Source organism: Pseudalkalibacillus salsuginis (genome assembly GCF_021646685.1).
Lineage (GTDB): Bacteria > Bacillota > Bacilli > Bacillales > Fictibacillaceae > Pseudalkalibacillus > Pseudalkalibacillus salsuginis.
Map to the genome: position 1 here is coordinate 17,627 of NZ_JAKJHW010000015.1, position 18,567 is coordinate 36,193.

Genomic DNA, 18,567 nt, shown 5'->3' on the forward strand with positions numbered 1-18,567 from the left:
TAATTATGAACAAACGTTCAGAAACGTAACAGTTTTGTAAACTTTTAAACATCAAGATTTAGAGACAGAAAGAGAGGTGGGGCGGATGGATGCTCCAGTCCTGGACGTTAAGGGGTTAAAGACCTATTTTTTCACTGATGATGGTGAAGTGCCCGCTGTCGATAATGTCGATTTCCATGTTAAGCGCGGCGAAGTCCTTGGTATTGTCGGAGAATCAGGTTGCGGTAAAAGCGTAACATCACTCTCAGTAATGGGGCTTGTTCCTTCTCCTCCAGGAAAAATAGTAGGCGGGGAGATTCTTTATAAAGGGGAAGATTTAACAAAAGCTACAGATAGACGGATGAGACAAATTCGCGGAAATGATATCGCGATGATCTTCCAAGAACCGATGACATCATTGAATCCAGTATATAGAATCGGGAATCAGTTGATCGAAGCGATCCGGTTACATAATTCATGGAATAAGAAGAAGGCATGGAATCGTGCAGTCGAGATCATGAAATTGGTAGGGCTTCCACGGGCTGAAGAATTGATGGACAGTTATCCTCATCAGCTTTCAGGAGGTATGAGACAAAGGGTCATGATCGCGATGGCCATGGTTTGTGAACCTGAGGTACTGATTGCGGACGAGCCTACAACAGCATTAGATGTAACGATTCAAGCCCAGATTCTCGATTTAATGAAACGTTTGAATAAAGAAACAGATACATCGATCATCATGATCACGCATGATCTCGGGGTGGTTGCCGAGATGTGTGAACGGATCGTCGTCATGTATGCAGGAAAAGTAATCGAAGAGGCAGATGTACAGACGATCTTCAAAAAACCGAAACATCCATATACGGTAGGACTGATACAATCAGTTCCTGATATGAGACAGAAGAAAGATCGTTTGTATTCAATCCCAGGAACGGTGCCGAAACCTGGATCGATTACACAGGGCTGCCCATTTGCACCACGTTGTGAGCATGCTTTCGACCGCTGTATTACCGATACACCACAATTAGAAGAACAAGAGGATGGAAGCCGCGTACGTTGCTGGCTCCATGACAGCTAGGAGGGGTCGAAAAATGTCACAGCCATTATTAGAAGTCAAAGGTTTGAAAAAGCATTTTCCGATCACCGGCGGCGTGTTCGGGAAACAAATCGGATCAGTGAAAGCAGTAGACGGGGTATCTTTTACAGTCAATGAAGGCGAAACACTCGGATTAGTCGGAGAGAGCGGGTGTGGTAAATCCACAACCGGACGAATGCTGTTAAAGCTTTTAGAACCAACGGAAGGTGAAGTTCGTTTCAACGGAAAAGACCTGACAAAGCTTTCAGGCGGGGAAATGCGAAAGATCCGCCGTGATATGCAGATGGTGTTCCAGGATCCATATGCTTCACTCAATCCACGTCACACAGTTGAAAAAATAATAGAGGAACCGATGCTTGTCCACGGTATAGAAAAGGATAGCAAAAAACGCAAAAAGCGAGTTGTCGAATTGCTCGAAACAGTTGGATTAAGCGGTTATCACGCTAAACGGTATCCTCACCAATTCAGTGGAGGGCAGCGTCAACGGATCGGAATTGCAAGAGCACTTGCCGTGAAACCGAAACTGATCATAGCGGACGAGCCCGTATCTGCACTGGATGTATCCGTCCAAGCACAAGTGCTTAATCTGCTTCAAGATTTACAAGAGGAATTTGACCTGACTTATGTTTTTATCGCTCATGACCTTGGTGTCGTCCGTCATATCAGTGACAGAGTAGGGGTGATGTATTTAGGGAAAATTGCCGAATTAGCAGATAGTGAAAAACTGTATAAAAAACCGTTGCATCCTTATACGCAAGCTTTATTATCAGCGGTACCGATACCGGATGTCGATCATAAAAAAGAGCGAGTCATGCTGCAGGGGGATGTGCCGAGTCCATCCAACCCGCCATCCGGATGTCCATTCCACACAAGATGTCCGAAAGCGATGGATGTCTGTAATAAGGTTGTTCCAAAGTTCCAAGAGGTTGAAGAAAATCATTATGTAGCTTGTCACCTCTATGAGGATGACAAGTCCATATAAAAACAACATTAAAGGGGGAGTATCTAATGAAGAAAGGTTACCTATGGGCATTAGCCATCATCATGATCGTGTCAGTAGCTCTGGCAGGCTGTAACTCTGATTCTGGATCCGATGGTGATAATGGAAGTGGAGACAGCGAGAAAGAACAAACATTGATTTTCGGACGTGGTGGTGACTCTGTAGGATTAGACCCTGCGACAGTAACTGATGGAGAATCATTCAAAGTCATCAAAAACGTTTATGACACTTTAGTTGAATATGGCGAGCAAGATACAGAAATAAATCCTTCACTTGCTGAAGAATGGGACGTATCTGGTGATGGTCTTACTTATACGTTCAAACTCCGTGAAGGAGTCAAGTTCCACAATGGTGATGATTTCAATGCAGAAGCAGTAGTGAAAAACTTCGAGCGTTGGATGAACAGTGGAGATGCTGGTAAGTTCGCTTACTACGCATCGATGTTTGGTGGATTTAAAGGTGATGAAGGACACGTTATCAAAAGTGTAGAAGCTAAAGACGAGAACACGGTTGTATTCACATTAAACCGTCCGCAAGCACCATTCTTGAAGAACTTAGCTATGACACCGTTCTCAATCGGTGCTCCTAGTGAATTCGACAACCTTGAAACACAGCCAGTAGGTACTGGTCCTTTCAAATTTGTCGATTGGAAGCGTAATGACCGTATTACATTAGAAAAGAACGAAGACTACTTTAAAGAGGGGCTTCCAAAGCTTGATAAAGTCATTTTCCGTGCAATTCCGGATAACTCAAACCGTCTGAATGCATTGAAAACGGGTGAAGTACACTTGATCGATGGTGTCAATCCAAGTGATGTTGCTGAAATTGAACAGGCAGAAGAATTGAAACCATTCTTCCGTCCGTCAATGAACGTTGGATACCTAGGATTCAACACTGAAATGGAACCATTCAATGACAAGAAAGTACGTCAAGCATTGAACCATGCAGTAGACAAGGATGCATTGATCAAAGCGTTCTATGAAGGACAAGCTGAGCCAGCTAAGAACCCGATGCCTCCAGTCATCAATGGCTATAATGATGAAATCGATCCTTATCCATTCGACTTGGAAAAGGCAAAAGAATTACTAGCAGAAGCTGGATATGAAGATGGATTCAAAACTGAATTATGGGCTATGCCAGTACCACGTCCTTATATGCCAGATGGCAAGAAAGCTGCAGAGGCAATTGCTGCAAACTTCGCTAAAATCGGTGTAGAAGCTGAAATCGTATCATTCGAGTGGGGTACTTACCTTGAAAAGACTCAAAAAGGTGAAGCTCCTATGTTCCTATTAGGATGGACAGGGGACAACGGTGACGCGGATAACTTCCTTTACACGTTACTTGATAAAGATACGATCGGTTCTAACAACTACTCTCGTTTCGCAAACGATGAGTTGCACGATATTTTAATTGAAGCACAATCAACACCTGAGGAAGACAAGCGTGCAGAGCTTTATAAAGAAGCTCAAGTCATCCTTCATGAAGAAGCTCCTTGGGTACCGCTTGTACACTCTGAGCCAGCACTTGCAGGACTTAAGAATGTAGAAGGATTCAAGCCACACCCAACTGGTTCTGACAAGTTAACAAACGTTTCTTTAAGCGAATAAGAGATGGGGGAGTGTAGCGCTCCCCTTTTCTTTTAGAAAAAAACTGCTCGATTATTCTGTGAACCGGATTGTTGATCATTTATCTTATTCGCAAACAGATATTATATTTAAACCGGTTTACATAGCATTGGCTTATCCAGTGAATAAGCAGCTATGATCCTACGAAATTAAGCCAGTATGCTGAAGAGGTGATAGAAAAGTGTTTGCGTACACAATACGACGGATCTTAATGCTGATCCCTGTTCTTATCGGAATGTCACTTATCGTGTTCTTTCTGATCCGTGCTATTCCTGGGGACCCAGCTCAAATTATTCTTGGTCAGCAAGCTTCCAAAGAAGCAGTAGCTGAATTACGAGGTTCTTTAGGCTTGGATGAGCCATGGTATACACAATATTTTATTTATATGAAAGATCTCCTTACTGGTGATTTAGGGAATTCGATCCGAACCCATGCACCGATCAGTGAAGAGATATGGCCTTATTTTGCAGCGACGTTGGAATTGTCACTATTTGCAATGATCATCGCTGTAGTAATCGGAGTAAACGCAGGGATCATCAGTGCATGGTTCCAAAATTCTTGGTTTGATTATGTCGCTATGCTGCTTGCACTTATCGGAGTGTCCATGCCGATCTTCTGGCTTGGCTTGATGGAACAATGGGCTTTTGCAGTTGAATGGAGAATGCTGCCGACATCTGGTAGGGAAAGTATATTGAATCCAGTCGATTCGATAACGAATCTGTACATCATCGATACGATCATTCAAGGGCGTTTCGATCAATTGCAAACGGTTTTGAGACATCTGATCTTACCAGGAGTAGCATTAGCCACAATCCCGATGGCGATCATTGCAAGGATGACCCGTTCAAGCATGTTGGAAGTCATGCGCTCCGACTATATCCGAACAGCACGTGCAAAAGGTCTTCGCATGTTCTGGGTTGTTTATAAGCACTCATTGAAGAATGCATTCATTCCGGTTTTAACAGTCATCGGTCTACAAATGGGTCTATTGTTAGGGGGAGCGATCCTTACAGAAACAATCTTCAGTTGGCCTGGAATCGGAAGATACATCTATGATGCGATCGGATTCCGTGATTACCCAGTCATCCAATCTGGAATACTTGTCATTGCATTAGTTTTTGTAACGATTAATCTTCTAGTGGATCTCTTATATGCGGCAATCGATCCTAGAATCAAATATCAATAATAACTGAAGTCAAAAAGTCACCGAGTGATAAACGGCGAATTTCATGCGTTTTGGAAGTACGAGTACCGGTCTTGTCACAAAGCGTGACGTATTTAACCGGTGATGGTTCCATTTCGCCGACTTTTTGAAGGCTTATTATTTTAAAAGGAGAGAACATTATGGCGGAACTTGCACGTAACGAAAATCCAATAGAGCCAAGGCAGCAAGAAGAAAAGCCTGCTTCGCCATGGAGAGATGCCTGGAAGAGCTTTCGCAAAAACAAAATGGCGCTTTTAGGATTGGGTCTTGTCAGTTTCTTTGTGATCATGGCAGTTTTTGCGCCGATTATCGCCCCTGAAGGAACAAATGAACAAAAGCTTTCATCAGACAATTATGCAAAGCTCGAAGCACCTTCTTCGGATTATTGGTTTGGAACAGATGATTTCGGCAGGGATATTCTAAGTAGGACGATCTATGGTGCCCGAATATCACTTACAGTAGGCTTTTTCGCTGTCATGGGTTCGATCATCGTCGGGTCCGTGTTAGGGATAATAGCTGGTTACTATGGTAGATGGGTCGACACCATCATCTCCAGATTCTTTGATATCATGCTTGCCTTTCCGAGTATCTTGCTGGCGATCGCAATCGTTGCTGTATTAGGCCCTTCCTTAAGAAATGCCCTGATCGCGATTGCCATCATCAACATACCGAACTTCGGAAGATTGGTACGTTCGAAAGTGTTGAGTATCAAGGAAGAAGAGTATATTGCGGCTGCTAAAGCTGTCGGTATGAAGGATTCAAGGATATTGTTCCATCACATCCTGCCGAATAGCACAGCACCAATCATCGTACAAGGTACATTATTGATTGCTACTGCAATCATCGAGACAGCAGCACTTGGTTTCCTCGGATTAGGAGCACAAGCACCTACACCAGAATGGGGGACTATGCTTGCAGATTCACGGTCTTATATCACAAATGCGCCGTGGACGATGATTTTTCCAGGACTCGCGATTATGCTAACCGTTCTCGGCTTCAACCTGATGGGTGATGGCCTTCGTGATGCGTTGGATCCAAAAATGAAAAGCTAAAATTCCTATACTTAAAACGCAGGTAGTTGATATAAAACTACTTGCGTTTTTTTAGTGGAAATCTGGTCTGTTACCTGTGACAAAAAGGGGTGTTTTGTTTAAAATAAGGTCTCTTGTGTCCACTAAAATGTTTTCGGCGCAAAAATAAAGAGCCTGGAGCGATTCCAAGCTCTTTGTTGGCTATTCATCTTGAGGATAGGTATCTGAAATTTTCACTTCATTTTCAGAAGTGTGGTAAGTCTGGAAGCTTTCGACTAATTTATCGAGATGGATCAAATGATGGTTGTAATCGATGATCAAACCGATGAGCGGGAAAACGTTCATCCATTGCTCACGTTCCACTTGTTTATGGTCATAAAGGTTCATGAAATACTCTGTCAGTTCTTTTTCATCGTTTTCGAGTCGATTTACAACATCATCTGGGGATTGGTAACGAACCTTCCCGATGTATTTCATCAAAATTCTCTGATGGTAATTCGTTAAATGATCCAATTGGTCTTGTATTAATTCTTGTATGGTATCAGGCATCTGATAGATCTTATGGTCATGTTGATCTAGGCTTTTTAGAATAGCTAACGCTTTATAGGTTGTCGAAATCATATTCCGGAATAATACGAGTCTGCGATTCTTAGTATACTCCGATCCCTTGAAATAATTTCTTTCTTCTTTATACATCAAGTAGTAATTATCCGCTTTGATCATACTTTCGTTGATTTTTGCAAGGTCCTCTTTCAGGATTTTGCGCTCCGCATCATTTCGGGTTGCAATACGGATCCACTGGGAAATCTGCTCCATGTTTTTGACGTTTTTATGATACAGACGCGTTTCATATTTTGGAGGCAGAAAAATGAGATTTACTAAGAATGCACAGAAGACGCCGATCATGATCACTGAAAATCTCGTGATTGCAAAAGTGAGATAATCGTCTCCAGGGTTGACCATCAAGATGATGACCGTAACGATTGCCAATGGAATCGTGCTTTCGGTTTTTAGTTTGATATTGATCGCGATGACCAATACTCCGATAAGGCCGATGACGATCGGTTCACTTCCAAGTGTCTGTACAGCTATGATGGCAAGAGTAGCACCAATTAGATTTGCTTGTACCTGTTCAACGATCGTCTGGTAAGAACGATAAATGGTCGGTTGGATGGCGAACATGGCTGCAATAGCTGCAAATGCCGCTGATTCGAGATTCAACCAATGCGTTATATATAATGCTAGTGAAATCGCGACTCCTGTTTTTAAAATACGAGCACCGAATTTCATAGTTTTTAATCAAAATCCTTTCTTTAAATCATGTTTGATGAACGTACTATACACCCAAACAAATTAGAAAGCAATAAGAAAAGAAGTGGATTTTCTAATTTATGGATATGCAGGATATTCGTATCCATAAATGGGTTTTTAGTTGGATTTTGAGATCGTGAAGAGACTGTCTCAAAGTGCCTAACTCTCACCGTTCTTAACGAGATTAGAAAAATTCTATTCTAAGTGAGGTCGTCTACATTTTTTTATGACAGTCCCTTGGGATTTATTCTAAAGTTTTTGGAAAGCTCGCTCCACAGCATTTAATGTTTCATCGATATCTTCGTCTGTATGTTCTGTTGTCAGGAACCAGGCTTCATATTTAGAAGGTGCGAGGTTGACCCCTTGCTCAAGCATCAGCTTGAAGAATTTCGCGAATAATTCTCCATCACTTCTTTCAGCCTGTTCATAATTCGTCACTTTATTTTCTGAGCCGAAGTAAAGCGTGAGTGCACCTCCCAAACGGTTGAGCGACAAAGGAATGTCATATTGTTTTGCAAGATTTCTTATACTAGCCTCAAGCTTTTCACCAAGTGAATCAAGGTGTTCGTAGACCCCTTCCTGCTGAAGGACTTCAAGGCATGCAATTCCTGCTGAAATGGATGCAGGGTTTCCAGCCATCGTACCAGCTTGATAAGCTGGACCAAGAGGGGCGACCTTTTCCATGATGTCTTTTTTGCCACCGTAAGCTCCAATCGGAAGACCGCCACCGATGATCTTACCAAGAGCAGTCATATCGGGTTCAACATTTAGAAGGTTTTGGGCGCCGCCATATATAAAACGGAAAGCTGTGATAACTTCATCGTAGATGACTAGAGAGCCTGCCTTATGGGCGATCTCGTTCAAAGCTTCTAAAAATCCTGGCTTTGGTTCCACAATGCCGAAGTTCCCCACAATCGGCTCAACGAGTATACCCGCAACCTCATGGCCCCATTTGTCGATTGCTTCTTTAAAGGCTTCGATATCATTGAATGGGACAGTGATGACTTCCTGAGCGATACTTTTCGGGACACCCGCAGAGTCTGGGGTGCCGAGTGTTGATGGGCCGGATCCAGCAGCAACAAGGACAAGGTCAGAGTGACCATGGTAACAACCTGCGAATTTGATGATTTTATCACGGCCAGTGTATGCTCTAGCGACTCGGATCGTGGTCATGACTGCCTCTGTTCCCGAATTGACAAATCGGACTTTCTCTAAAGAAGGAATCGCTTCTTTCAGCATTTTTGCGAATTGATTCTCAAGCCTGGTCGGGGTTCCATACAGGACTCCGTTCTCCGCTGCGTTTGTGATCGCCTTGGTTATGTGCGGGTGAGCGTGGCCGGTGATGATCGGACCGTATGCTGCCAGATAATCGATGTATTTGTTGCCGTCCACATCCCAGAAGTAAGCACCTTTCGCTTTCTCCATGAAGACAGGGGCACCACCGCCGACTGCCTTATATGACCGGGAAGGACTATTGACACCGCCGACAATATGCTCAAGAGCATCAGCATACAACCGCTCAGAAATCTCCCTATTCATAAGAACCCTCCTAAAAATATTTTATGATTGATTTTATTATTTATCAGTGCCAGGCACTTTTTGTAAACCCTTGGTATGTATAGCTTTTCAAATGGTGCCAGGCACCGTTTTGAACCTCAACGGTACCAAGGGGTTTGCTTCGGTGCCTGGCACTGCCTACTATATCATGAATCAATGCAGTTGTGTTTTGTTGTTTGGGTTGTATAAACTGTTAGTGGGGCAAGATTGGGGGGAACATTTATGAATTCGATGATACATGTTGAAGATCTGACGAAAGAATTCAAATCATATTCAAGCAGATCTGGTCTGAAAGGGGCGTTCCGTGACCTTTTGACGAGAAATTATAAAATACATCGAGCGGTCGATTCGATTTCTCTTGATGTGAAACCGGGGGAGATGATCGGTTATATCGGGGAGAATGGGGCAGGCAAGTCGACGACAATCAAGATGCTTACTGGCATTCTCACCCCAACCTCAGGGGACGTTCTGATCAACGGAATGAATCCGCATAAGGAACGGGAGAAGTTCGTCAAAACCATTGGTGTCGTTTTCGGTCAGCGTTCACAGCTTTGGTGGGATATCGCTGTACAGGAATCCTTCCGGCTGCTTAAAAAGGTGTACAACGTATCTGATGAAGATTACAACAGCCATATGGCGATGGTGATCGAGGCATTGGATATTGCGCCTCTCCTAGACAAGCCGGTACGGAAACTTTCTCTTGGACAACGGATGCGTTGTGAATTGGCAGCTGCGCTTATTCATAATCCGCCATTGCTATTCCTTGATGAACCGACAATTGGTCTTGATGTGCTTGTCAAATTAAAGATCCGTGAGTTCTTGAAAGAGCTCAATAAACAATACAACACGACTGTCATGCTTACGACCCACGACCTTTCTGATATCGAAGCGCTCTGTGAACGGGTGGTCATGTTGGACGAAGGTAAAATCATCTATGATGGGTCTCTCAGTCAGTTGAAAACAAGCTGGGGAGAAGGGAAGCAGATACAGTTCCATTTCAAAACACCAAAAACAAGGGATGAACTGATCCGCTCCACCGGTCAGCAGTTAGTCGTCTGGGAACCGGGGGAAAATGAAAACACATGGACAGCGAATGTCACGAATGATGAAGACATCATTTCACAAGTCATTGGCGAAGTCGTCGCAAATCATCAAATACTAGACCTGAAAATTTTAGAGACTTCAACTGAAGAAATCATACGCAATATTTACGAAGAGGGTATCATCCATGGGTAAGTATATTGAAATGATACGGATCAGGTTTTTAATGATGCTAGCTTACAGGACCAATTACTACAGCGGCATCATCATTTACAGTATCAACATCGCTGCCTATTACTTCCTGTGGAGTGCCATTTATGGAGCGAAAGAAGACATCCAGGGGTTATCCGTCATTCAGATGACCACCTACATAGCGGTTGCCTGGATGGCCCGAGCTTTTTATTTCAACAATATCGATCGTGAAATCGCGCTTGAAATCAAAGAAGGAAAAGTCGCAGTCGAATTGATCAGGCCTTATCATTATCTCAATATGAAGACGATGGCTGCACTCGGGGAAGGAATCTTCCGCCTGTTCTTTTTTTCAGTACCGGGGATGTTCTTAGTCAGTCTCGTCTTTCCGCTTCAATTTTCTGCAAACCCTGCGACGTGGGGATTTTTCGGTATTTCGATCTTGTTCAGTTTCGTCATCAATACGCAAATAAACTTGATGACGGGAATATTTACATTCTTCATCTTTAACAATGACGGGCTGATGAGAGCGAAGCGGGTGGTCATCGACCTGTTTTCCGGATTGATTCTGCCGATCAGCTTCTATCCTGGTTGGGCCCAATCAGGTATGGAGTGGTTCCCGTTCATGTATATCTCCTATGTACCGAGCATGATATTTTCAGAAGGTTTTGTCGGGCAACAGGTATGGAATGCCTTGATGATGCAGGGGTTATGGTGCTTGCTGCTCCTTGTACCGATTCAGGTCTTATGGGTACTTGCCAAAAAACAAATGGTCATACAGGGAGGGTAGTCCACATGAATCATTTATCGATTTTTGTCCAATATGTCGGTCAATATATAAAAACGAGGCTAACCTATCGCTCTGACATGGTTGTAGAAATCATGTCTGATCTATTGTTCCAGGCGGTCAACCTGATTTTCATCCTTGTCGTCTTCGGCCATACCAACTTGCTGAGCGGCTGGAGCAAGGACGAAATCATTTTCATCTATGGTTTTTTCCTGGTTCCGTTTGCGCTTTTTTCAACTTTTTTCAATATCTGGGACTTCAATGAACGTTATATCGTCAAAGGTGAACTCGATCGGATACTGACCCGGCCGATCCATAGTCTTTTCCAGGTGATTCTTGAACGCATGGAATTGGAGTCCATGTTCGGTGTTGTCACTGGCCTCGCTGTCATGTTTTATGCAGGAAGCAACCTGGGATTGACGATCAGCTGGTATGATCCGTTGCTATTCATTTTATTTGTCCTTGGAGGTGCATTAGTCTACGCTGGAATCTTCATCAGTCTTGCCACGATCAGTTTCTGGTCAGACAGCCGGACGGATATCATGCCGATGATGTACAATATCGGAAACTTCGGCCGGTATCCGGTTGATATTTATAATCAAATCATCCGTTACGTCCTTACATGGATTTTACCTTTTGCTTTTGTAGGCGTTTATCCAGCGGCATTTTTTCTAGACAAAACGGAATGGTACGGCTATGCATACCTGACACCTGTCATGGGGATCTTCTTTTTCTCTCTTTCTATATTCTTATGGAACATCGGGGTTACAAAATACCGGGGAGCGGGAAGTTAAAGGTGTGTTATGTTTTATGTACTTAGAGGAATGCTATTAACGATAAGTACGTAACGGAGGTGAAGCCTTCCACTATTGGAAGGCGAACCATGATCATCAGCAAACTCCTTTCGGTTGCGATTCTGATTGCGCTGACAGCTTTTTTTGTAGCGGCAGAATTTGCAATCGTAAAAGTACGTTCAACTAAAATTGATAAACTTGTCGATGAGGGCAATAAAAAAGCGGTTGCAGCCCGAAAAGTACTTGATAATCTGGACGGCTACCTTTCAGCTTGCCAACTTGGGATCACCATCACTGCCCTCGGTCTTGGTTGGCTTGGTGAACCGACAGTCGAACTGATCCTTCATCCACTGTTTGAAGAGTTTGCGATCTCAGAAGCGGTTGCAAGTACGCTTTCCTTCGTCATCGCTTTTTCTGCCATCACTTTTTTCCATGTTGTATTAGGGGAACTGGCACCGAAAACGATTGCGATCCAGAAAGCAGAAGAACTCACACTGATGCTTTCTAAGCCTTTGATCTTATTTTATAAAATTATGTATCCGTTTATATGGATGTTGAATGGATCTGCAAGGATTTTCATCAAATTGCTTGGATTCAGGCAAGTGAATGAGCATGAGGTCGCACACTCTGAAGAGGAGTTACGCATCATCTTATCAGAAAGCTATAAGAGCGGGGAAATCAACAAGTCAGAACTCCATTATGTCAATAAAATCTTTGAATTCGATGATCGGACAGCAAAAGAGATCATGGTTCCCCGGACGGAAATGGTCTGCATGTTCACCGATCAGTCAATAGAAGAAAACATAGCAATCATGAGCAATGAGAAATTCACCCGCTACCCTGTCGCAGATGGTGATAAAGATCATATCATCGGGCTTGTCAATATTAAAGAAGTTTTCAATTCACTGTTGTTGAAAGAAGAACGCCCTTTAAGCGAGTTCATTCGCCCAGTCCTTAAAGTGATCGAAACGACCCCAATCAAAAAACTGCTCGTTCAAATGCAAAAAGAGCGGGTCCATATGATGGTCCTAGTCGATGAATATGGCGGAACTGCAGGGCTTGTGACAGTAGAGGATATCATTGAGGAGATAGTCGGTGAAATCCGCGATGAATTTGATACTGAAGAAAAACCACAGATTGAAAAAATCGACCGTAACCATGCTATCTTAGATGGTAAAGCTTTGATTTCCGACGTCAACGAGGTTTTTAATATCGATATTGACGACTCGGAACTCGATACAATCGGGGGCTGGCTCTTGACCCAGAACGCTGAAGTATCTATCGATGAGGAATATACCTACGAACATGTCACCTTTAAAATTATCGAAGCAGATGATCAACAAATAAAACGAATCGATGCAACCAGTCAATAGTTGTTTCGGTCCATCTTGTCCTATCTTTACCATTTCCGGCATAGGAATGTGAAGAGGTGGATAAGATGGATCTTCTTATAGTAGTCTGTGTTTTCGTTTCCGTCTTCTTAATCGTACAAAAGAGCCTGATCATTTTCTTCAGACATCCTCGCCAACCGTATAAAAAATCACGGAAATTCATTTCTTTTGATGATCTGATCGCTCTATTCATCGTCTATTCGATTATCATCCTTGGGTTCGGGACCATCTATTTCAGCCTGTTGATGGTAGGTGTACCAGTCTTGATGGAAGATGGGGCGCCTGTCCATGGAACTTATGCCGAATTGACTGAGGCGGTATCTTATTTTAGTGCGGTCACACTCCTCTCTGTCGGTTATGGTGATATTACACCAATCGGGATCGGGAGATGGATCTCGATCATAGAAGCTTTGGTCGGATACTTGTTACCGGCAGCCTTTGTGCTTTCGACCGTCATTGATAATGAGTGGAATGCTGATTAGTTGTACGAATTGGCCTGTTTGGGTACTCTTAAAATAGTGAAAGTTCAAAAAGTAAGTAATGCATGCTGGCGGATTGCACTGGACGTGACGTTTTTAACCGGTGATGTTTCTGATTCGCCATCTTTTTGAACAGTGATTTTTTAATTTAGGAGGTATTCGTTCATGTCTGTTAAAACAGGAGAAAAAGCGCCGGATTTTACTTTAGAGTCGAATAATGGTGAAAAAATCAGCCTTTCAGATTTCAGAGGAAAAAATGTTGTATTGTATTTCTACCCAAAAGACATGACGCCAGGATGTACGACAGAAGCATGTGATTTCAGAGATCATTACAGTGAATTCAGTGATCAGAATACAGTGATTCTTGGGGTGAGTCCAGATCCGGTAGACCGCCATAAAAAATTCATCGATAAACATGATCTTCCATTCCTGCTTCTTGCAGATGAAGATCATCAAGCAGCAGAGCTCTATGATGTATGGCAGCTCAAGAAGAACTTCGGCAAAGAGTACATGGGGATCGTCCGTTCAACGTTCATCATCAATAAAGACGGTGAGCTTGTAAAAGAGTGGCGTAAAGTACGTGTAAAGGATCATGTGACAGAAGCACTCAAGTATATAAAAGAAAATCTTTAACTGTCCTAATGGGGCTGATCCAAAAGAAAAGTGTCAGAGACACCTTTGGATCGGTCCTATTTGTTGTCTTTCAGGAATTGAATCTTCAGAAGATTTCGTTTATGATTGGACGATTCTGATTTAATTGTTGTTTAATAAAAGGAGGAAACCAAGGGAGGTAAGCAAGATGTTCATTCTATCTTCAGGTAAAGTCCGGTACTCGATCCAGGATGATGTAAAAGAAAAGTATCCAGATATACGGTTCCAGTTCTGTCAAAACATAAAAGAAGCGAAGGAATATATAGAGGATGCAGAGATCCTGCTTACATATGGTGAAGATTTAACCGCGGAAATCATTAACAAGGCCCACCGATTGAAATGGATCCATGTGATGTCTGCCGGTCTTGAGAAAATGCCGTTTGAAGCCATAAGAGCACAAGATATATTGGTTACAAACGCAAGAGGCATCCATAAAATACCGATGGCTGAATATACAATCGGCATGATGCTGCAAGTGATCCGGGAATTCCCGAAAATCAAAGAAAACCAGAAGAATAAAGTGTGGGATCGTAAATTACAAGTAAGTGAGTTATATGGCAAGGTGATCGGAGTCCTTGGGGCGGGTGCGATCGGGTCTGAAATTGCACGTTTGGCAAAAGCCTTCAATATGCATACGAAAGGGCTGAACCGCAGCGGACGCCCTGTGGAACATTTTGACGAAATGGTTACCTTCGATCGGCTCGATGATCTTTTGCAAAAGGCTGATTTTGTTGTGTCCGTTTTACCGAAAACCGAAGAAACAAGTGCGATTTTAAAGAAGGGACACTTTGAAAAAATGCAGGAACATGCCGTTTTCATCAACATCGGGAGAGGTACTACCGTCGATCAAAAAGGTTTGATTGAGGCATTACAAGAAAATCAGATTGCGCATGCTGTTTTAGATGTAATGGAAAAAGAGCCGCTTCCTGAGGACAGTGTATTATGGGGAATGGAGAACGTAACGATCACTCCCCACCTCTCAGGCATCACACCACTTTACCAGCGCCGGGCTATTGATCAATTTGAAGAGAATTTAAAGGTTTACCGGACAGGTGAAGGGGATTATTTGAACAAAATCGATCTGACCAGGGGGTATTGATGTATGAAGATCTATACGAAGTCTGGAGATAAAGGGACAACTTCGCTCGTGTACGGAGAACGTGTCGGAAAAAACGATCCTCGTGTAGAAGCCTATGGTACATGTGACGAGGCAAATTCGATGATAGGACTAGGGTTGAGCCATTTACAAGAGCCGCAAAGGGAATGGAAAGTCGAATTCGAAAAAAACGTCCGTAAAGTCCAGACTGTCCTTTTTCACGTCGGAGCTGAGCTGGCGACCCCGGCAGGTAAAAAAGTGGGCTGGACATTGGAAGAAAGCGACATAACCTATCTTGAACAAGCAATTGATCGTTGGGATAAGGAATTGAAACCGTTGAAGCAATTTGTCCTTCCTGGAGGATCGGCCGCTGCTTCTGTGTTTCATGTTGCTCGTACCGTTGTAAGAAGGGCAGAACGGCAAGCTGTCGCGATTGAAAATGTAAATCCTTTGGTACTCTCCTATCTGAATCGTCTTTCCGATTTCTTATTCGTGGCTGCGAGATACTTGAATCAGAAAATGAATGTAGCGGAACCGATCTTACATGATGAGGAGTAAAGTAGCATAAAATAAGGGTTACAATTGACAACTGTCACAAATCCCGTGTACACTAATTATAAATATTATAAAGTAAGAATGTCTTTCGGAAGAGAGGTGCATGACGATGACACAGGAAGAAAGCCGATTACAAACAGCGGTTGATACGTTGAAGGATGCGGGAGTTCGCATTACGCCACAACGTCATGCGATTTTAGAATATTTAATCCAAACTATGTCTCATCCTACAGCTGATGAGATTTATAAAGCATTAGAGGACAAATTTCCTAATATGAGTGTTGCGACTGTATACAATAACCTGCGCGTCTTTAAAGGTGCAGGACTTGTCAAGGAACTGACTTATGGGGACTCATCCAGTCGTTTTGACTGTGTGACAACCGATCACTACCATATCATTTGTGAAGACTGCGGCAAAATCGTCGACTTTTCCTATCCCGGCCTCGACGAAGTTGAAGATGTTGCTAAGCATGTAACAGGTTTTAAGGTAGTAAATCACCGTATGGAAGTGTACGGAACATGTCCTGAATGCCAAAAGCTCCATTAAAGAGGATGACTGAAGCTTCTTTTGAAGCCGATGTCATCCCTTTTTTGAAGGATAAGAAAGTATAAAAATTTTGGTTGCGGTGAAGTGATGTCTAGCTCCACCGTCCAACCACTCTTGATCACTTCAGTCCTCCTGTGGCGGTCGACACATTGATTTAGGTCGAAGTGATACCCACGCAGAACCGAACTTTGTTTGGTTCGAGCATCCTCGTCGGACTTCCAGTGACCTTCGTGGTCAACCAGAAAAAGTGACCTCGAAATGAAGGTCACTTTTTTTACTGCTCTTTTTGGTTTCTTCTATTGTATTTATCATCGAATTCGACCCCATCCAAAGACGGATCCATTGTAAGCGGCTGCTTACAGAACATACATGCATCCACCCTGCCAAGTACTTTTGTCACCTTTTGGCAGTTTGGACATTCTACCTGGACAGCCTTGGTCGAAAGCATTCCGATCCAAATATATACCGCAGCGCTCGATAATGTTGCCAAAAAACCGATCAGCATGAAGATCGTCATCACTGTAAAACTTGCTTTAAAATAAAGTCCGAGGTACATTATGATAATGCCTATGAACACTAGACTCAGGGCAAACGTTCTGATTTTATTGATCTTGCTTGTATATTTCAATTCCATAATATACATTCCTCCTTCACACAGTATAGCAAATATGGAAATTGAAATCATGAACAATCTTTTAACATTTCATTTACATAGAGGAAAAACTGAAATAATATTGAATAGTTTAAAATGGAACGAACCACGGACATTCGCACAGGAGATGATTGTACAATGGAAGATATTTTACGGCCACTCTATCAGGAAAGAGCAAGTCATGAGGAAACACTTGGGGTTTTGTTAATTGAAAAAAATAAAAAGTTCAGTCCATCCACTGATCACTTTGATGTGATTTTATTTATCATTGTTGAAAAGGCTGATACGCCCTGGCAAGTAAAGCATTACGAATTTAAAGATAAAAAAGCAGCTCTCCATGTTGTTACACTCCATCAATTGAACCAATGGCTGATGCTTGGATCGCATCGGCGGGTCGTAGATTGGGTAGTGAACGGCAAGGTTCTTTTTGATCGTAATGAATTTGTGGACTCGTTAAAGACACGTATAAATGATTTCCCGATCGCAGAACGCAAGAAGAAAATCGGTATAGAGTTTGCAAAACTGGTCCGCAGGTTCTCTGATGGAAAAGAATTGTACCATGCAGGTCATTTCCTTGATGCATATAACAATATCATCCATGCGCTCCATCATCTTGCGCGTCTTTCCGTCATCGAACATGGTTTCTACCCGGAAGTTACTGTGTGGAATCAAGTGAAACAAATTGAACCTGAGATTTACAAGTTATATGAAGAACTTACGTCCAGCGATGAACCGATCAATAAACGAATAGAATTGCTGATTTTAGCGAATGAATTCTCATTGTCCGCTAAAACTGAACTTGGATCACGTCATCTTAAAGACATCATGAATACGCGTCAGGAAACCTGGTCGTTTTATGAATTGATGGTACATCCTGAAATGGAAGATTATAAAATTGATCTAGGAGCCATGTTGGAGCATCTGATCGAGAAGGAATATATCAAAGTCATTCGACAGGATACGAAGGGAATAGGGATCTTTCATAGGACGTATCAGTTTAGGAATTAACAGCAAAAAAGTTATTGACACTTTCTAAATGAACATGGTATATTATATCTCGTCGCTGCGGAAGCGGCGGGATTTCGTTTTAAAAAAAGTTATTGACAGACGGGATTATAGATGATATTCTATAAAAGTCGCTGTTAAAGACTTCGACAACAAAAAACATCAATAAAAGACATCTATTTTTGTCCTTTTTGATAAAGATCTTCGATGGAAAACGTCACGTCTGTGACGATATCGAAGCTGCCCATCCATGGGCAATACAGCTCTTTGAAAACTGAACAAAAGCCAAGCGTGAAACGGGTCTTTTTAAAAAGAACCCAAAATCAATTTCGATTTACATTTAATGAGCAATCAAACAATGCTCAAAAAAATTCAGTGGCAAGAAGTTTGAGGAAGCAAGGAAGGCGAACACCGGATTGTACCTGGTTGTACATGAGGGTGTGGACCGACGATGCTGACAAAGAAATTCAACGCCAATCAATTTTTTGGAGAGTTTGATCCTGGCTCAGGACGAACGCTGGCGGCGTGCCTAATACATGCAAGTCGAGCGGACCAACGAGGAGCTTGCTCCTCAGAG

Annotated in this window: 18 protein-coding genes and 1 rRNA gene; 16 read left to right on the forward strand and 3 right to left on the reverse strand. The window is 42.7% G+C overall.

Going from position 1 to position 18,567, the window contains the following annotated elements; genetic code table 11:
* The first annotated feature begins 85 nt into the window (after positions 1-85).
* From L1611_RS20080 to L1611_RS20100, 5 genes are all read left to right on the forward strand, one after another.
* Entirely contained in the window at positions 86-1,057 is a 972-nt protein-coding gene (locus L1611_RS20080) for an ABC transporter ATP-binding protein (protein WP_236315448.1), read from the forward strand.
* Between the two features lie 13 nt (positions 1,058-1,070).
* Complete coding sequence (locus L1611_RS20085) at positions 1,071-2,057, forward strand: ABC transporter ATP-binding protein (protein ID WP_236315450.1); 987 nt, start codon at positions 1,071-1,073, stop codon at positions 2,055-2,057.
* Between the two features lie 26 nt (positions 2,058-2,083).
* Entirely contained in the window at positions 2,084-3,682 is a 1,599-nt protein-coding gene (locus L1611_RS20090) for an ABC transporter substrate-binding protein (RefSeq protein WP_236315452.1), read from the forward strand.
* Between the two features lie 199 nt (positions 3,683-3,881).
* Positions 3,882-4,886 carry an ABC transporter permease gene (locus L1611_RS20095; RefSeq protein WP_236315454.1) on the forward strand — a complete coding sequence of 335 codons (1,005 nt, stop codon included), beginning with the start codon at positions 3,882-3,884 and terminating at the stop codon, positions 4,884-4,886.
* 158 nt (positions 4,887-5,044) lie between these two features.
* Positions 5,045-5,956 (forward strand): ABC transporter permease, encoded by a 912-nt coding sequence (locus tag L1611_RS20100; protein WP_236315456.1) that lies wholly within the window; start codon positions 5,045-5,047, stop codon positions 5,954-5,956.
* A gap of 180 nt (positions 5,957-6,136) precedes the next feature.
* Here the strand turns inward: L1611_RS20100 and L1611_RS20105 are convergent, their stop codons facing one another.
* Entirely contained in the window at positions 6,137-7,225 is a 1,089-nt protein-coding gene (locus tag L1611_RS20105) for an FUSC family protein (protein WP_236315458.1), read from the reverse strand.
* Positions 7,226-7,495: 270 nt separating this feature from the next.
* On the reverse strand, positions 7,496-8,785 hold the full coding sequence (locus L1611_RS20110) for a glutamate-1-semialdehyde 2,1-aminomutase (protein ID WP_236315460.1): 1,290 nt from the start codon (positions 8,783-8,785) through the stop codon (positions 7,496-7,498).
* A 240-nt stretch (positions 8,786-9,025) separates the two neighbouring features.
* Between L1611_RS20110 and L1611_RS20115 the strand changes: the two genes are divergently transcribed.
* From L1611_RS20115 to perR, 9 genes are all read left to right on the forward strand, one after another.
* Positions 9,026-10,039: an ABC transporter ATP-binding protein gene (locus L1611_RS20115; protein WP_236315462.1), complete on the forward strand. Its 1,014-nt coding sequence runs from the start codon at positions 9,026-9,028 to the stop codon at positions 10,037-10,039.
* A complete protein-coding gene (locus L1611_RS20120) occupies positions 10,032-10,823 on the forward strand; it encodes an ABC transporter permease (RefSeq protein WP_236315464.1) in 792 nt (263 codons plus the stop codon). The genes L1611_RS20115 and L1611_RS20120 overlap by 8 nt, the downstream gene beginning before the upstream one ends.
* 5 nt (positions 10,824-10,828) lie before the next feature.
* Positions 10,829-11,614, forward strand: coding sequence for an ABC transporter permease (locus L1611_RS20125; RefSeq protein WP_236315466.1), 786 nt, complete (start codon positions 10,829-10,831; stop codon positions 11,612-11,614).
* Positions 11,615-11,703: 89 nt separating this feature from the next.
* The gene (locus L1611_RS20130) at positions 11,704-12,987 is read left to right on the forward strand and encodes a hemolysin family protein (RefSeq protein ID WP_236315467.1); all 1,284 of its coding nucleotides are present in this window, start codon (positions 11,704-11,706) and stop codon (positions 12,985-12,987) included.
* Positions 12,988-13,052: 65 nt separating this feature from the next.
* Positions 13,053-13,487, forward strand: a complete 435-nt coding sequence (locus L1611_RS20135) for a potassium channel family protein (protein WP_236315469.1) — start codon at positions 13,053-13,055, stop codon at positions 13,485-13,487.
* A gap of 162 nt (positions 13,488-13,649) precedes the next feature.
* Positions 13,650-14,117: a thioredoxin-dependent thiol peroxidase gene (gene bcp, locus L1611_RS20140; protein ID WP_236315471.1), complete on the forward strand. Its 468-nt coding sequence runs from the start codon at positions 13,650-13,652 to the stop codon at positions 14,115-14,117.
* Between the two features lie 166 nt (positions 14,118-14,283).
* The gene (locus L1611_RS20145; protein ID WP_236315473.1) at positions 14,284-15,234 is read left to right on the forward strand and encodes a D-2-hydroxyacid dehydrogenase; all 951 of its coding nucleotides are present in this window, start codon (positions 14,284-14,286) and stop codon (positions 15,232-15,234) included.
* A gap of 3 nt (positions 15,235-15,237) precedes the next feature.
* The gene (locus L1611_RS20150) at positions 15,238-15,789 is read left to right on the forward strand and encodes a cob(I)yrinic acid a,c-diamide adenosyltransferase (protein ID WP_236315475.1); all 552 of its coding nucleotides are present in this window, start codon (positions 15,238-15,240) and stop codon (positions 15,787-15,789) included.
* A gap of 106 nt (positions 15,790-15,895) precedes the next feature.
* A complete protein-coding gene (gene perR / locus L1611_RS20155; RefSeq protein WP_407681757.1) occupies positions 15,896-16,333 on the forward strand; it encodes a peroxide-responsive transcriptional repressor PerR in 438 nt (145 codons plus the stop codon).
* A 274-nt stretch (positions 16,334-16,607) separates the two neighbouring features.
* Here perR and L1611_RS20160 read toward each other — a convergent pair whose 3' ends face one another.
* A complete protein-coding gene (locus L1611_RS20160; RefSeq protein WP_236315476.1) occupies positions 16,608-16,967 on the reverse strand; it encodes a YgzB family protein in 360 nt (119 codons plus the stop codon).
* A gap of 156 nt (positions 16,968-17,123) precedes the next feature.
* Here L1611_RS20160 and L1611_RS20165 point away from each other — a divergent pair, with 156 nt between their 5' ends.
* Together L1611_RS20165 and L1611_RS20170 are read left to right on the forward strand one after the other, a co-directional pair.
* On the forward strand, positions 17,124-17,993 hold the full coding sequence (locus tag L1611_RS20165; protein ID WP_236315478.1) for a nucleotidyltransferase-like protein: 870 nt from the start codon (positions 17,124-17,126) through the stop codon (positions 17,991-17,993).
* Positions 17,994-18,472: 479 nt separating this feature from the next.
* Positions 18,473-18,567, forward strand: a 16S ribosomal RNA gene (locus L1611_RS20170); the annotation flags it as partial.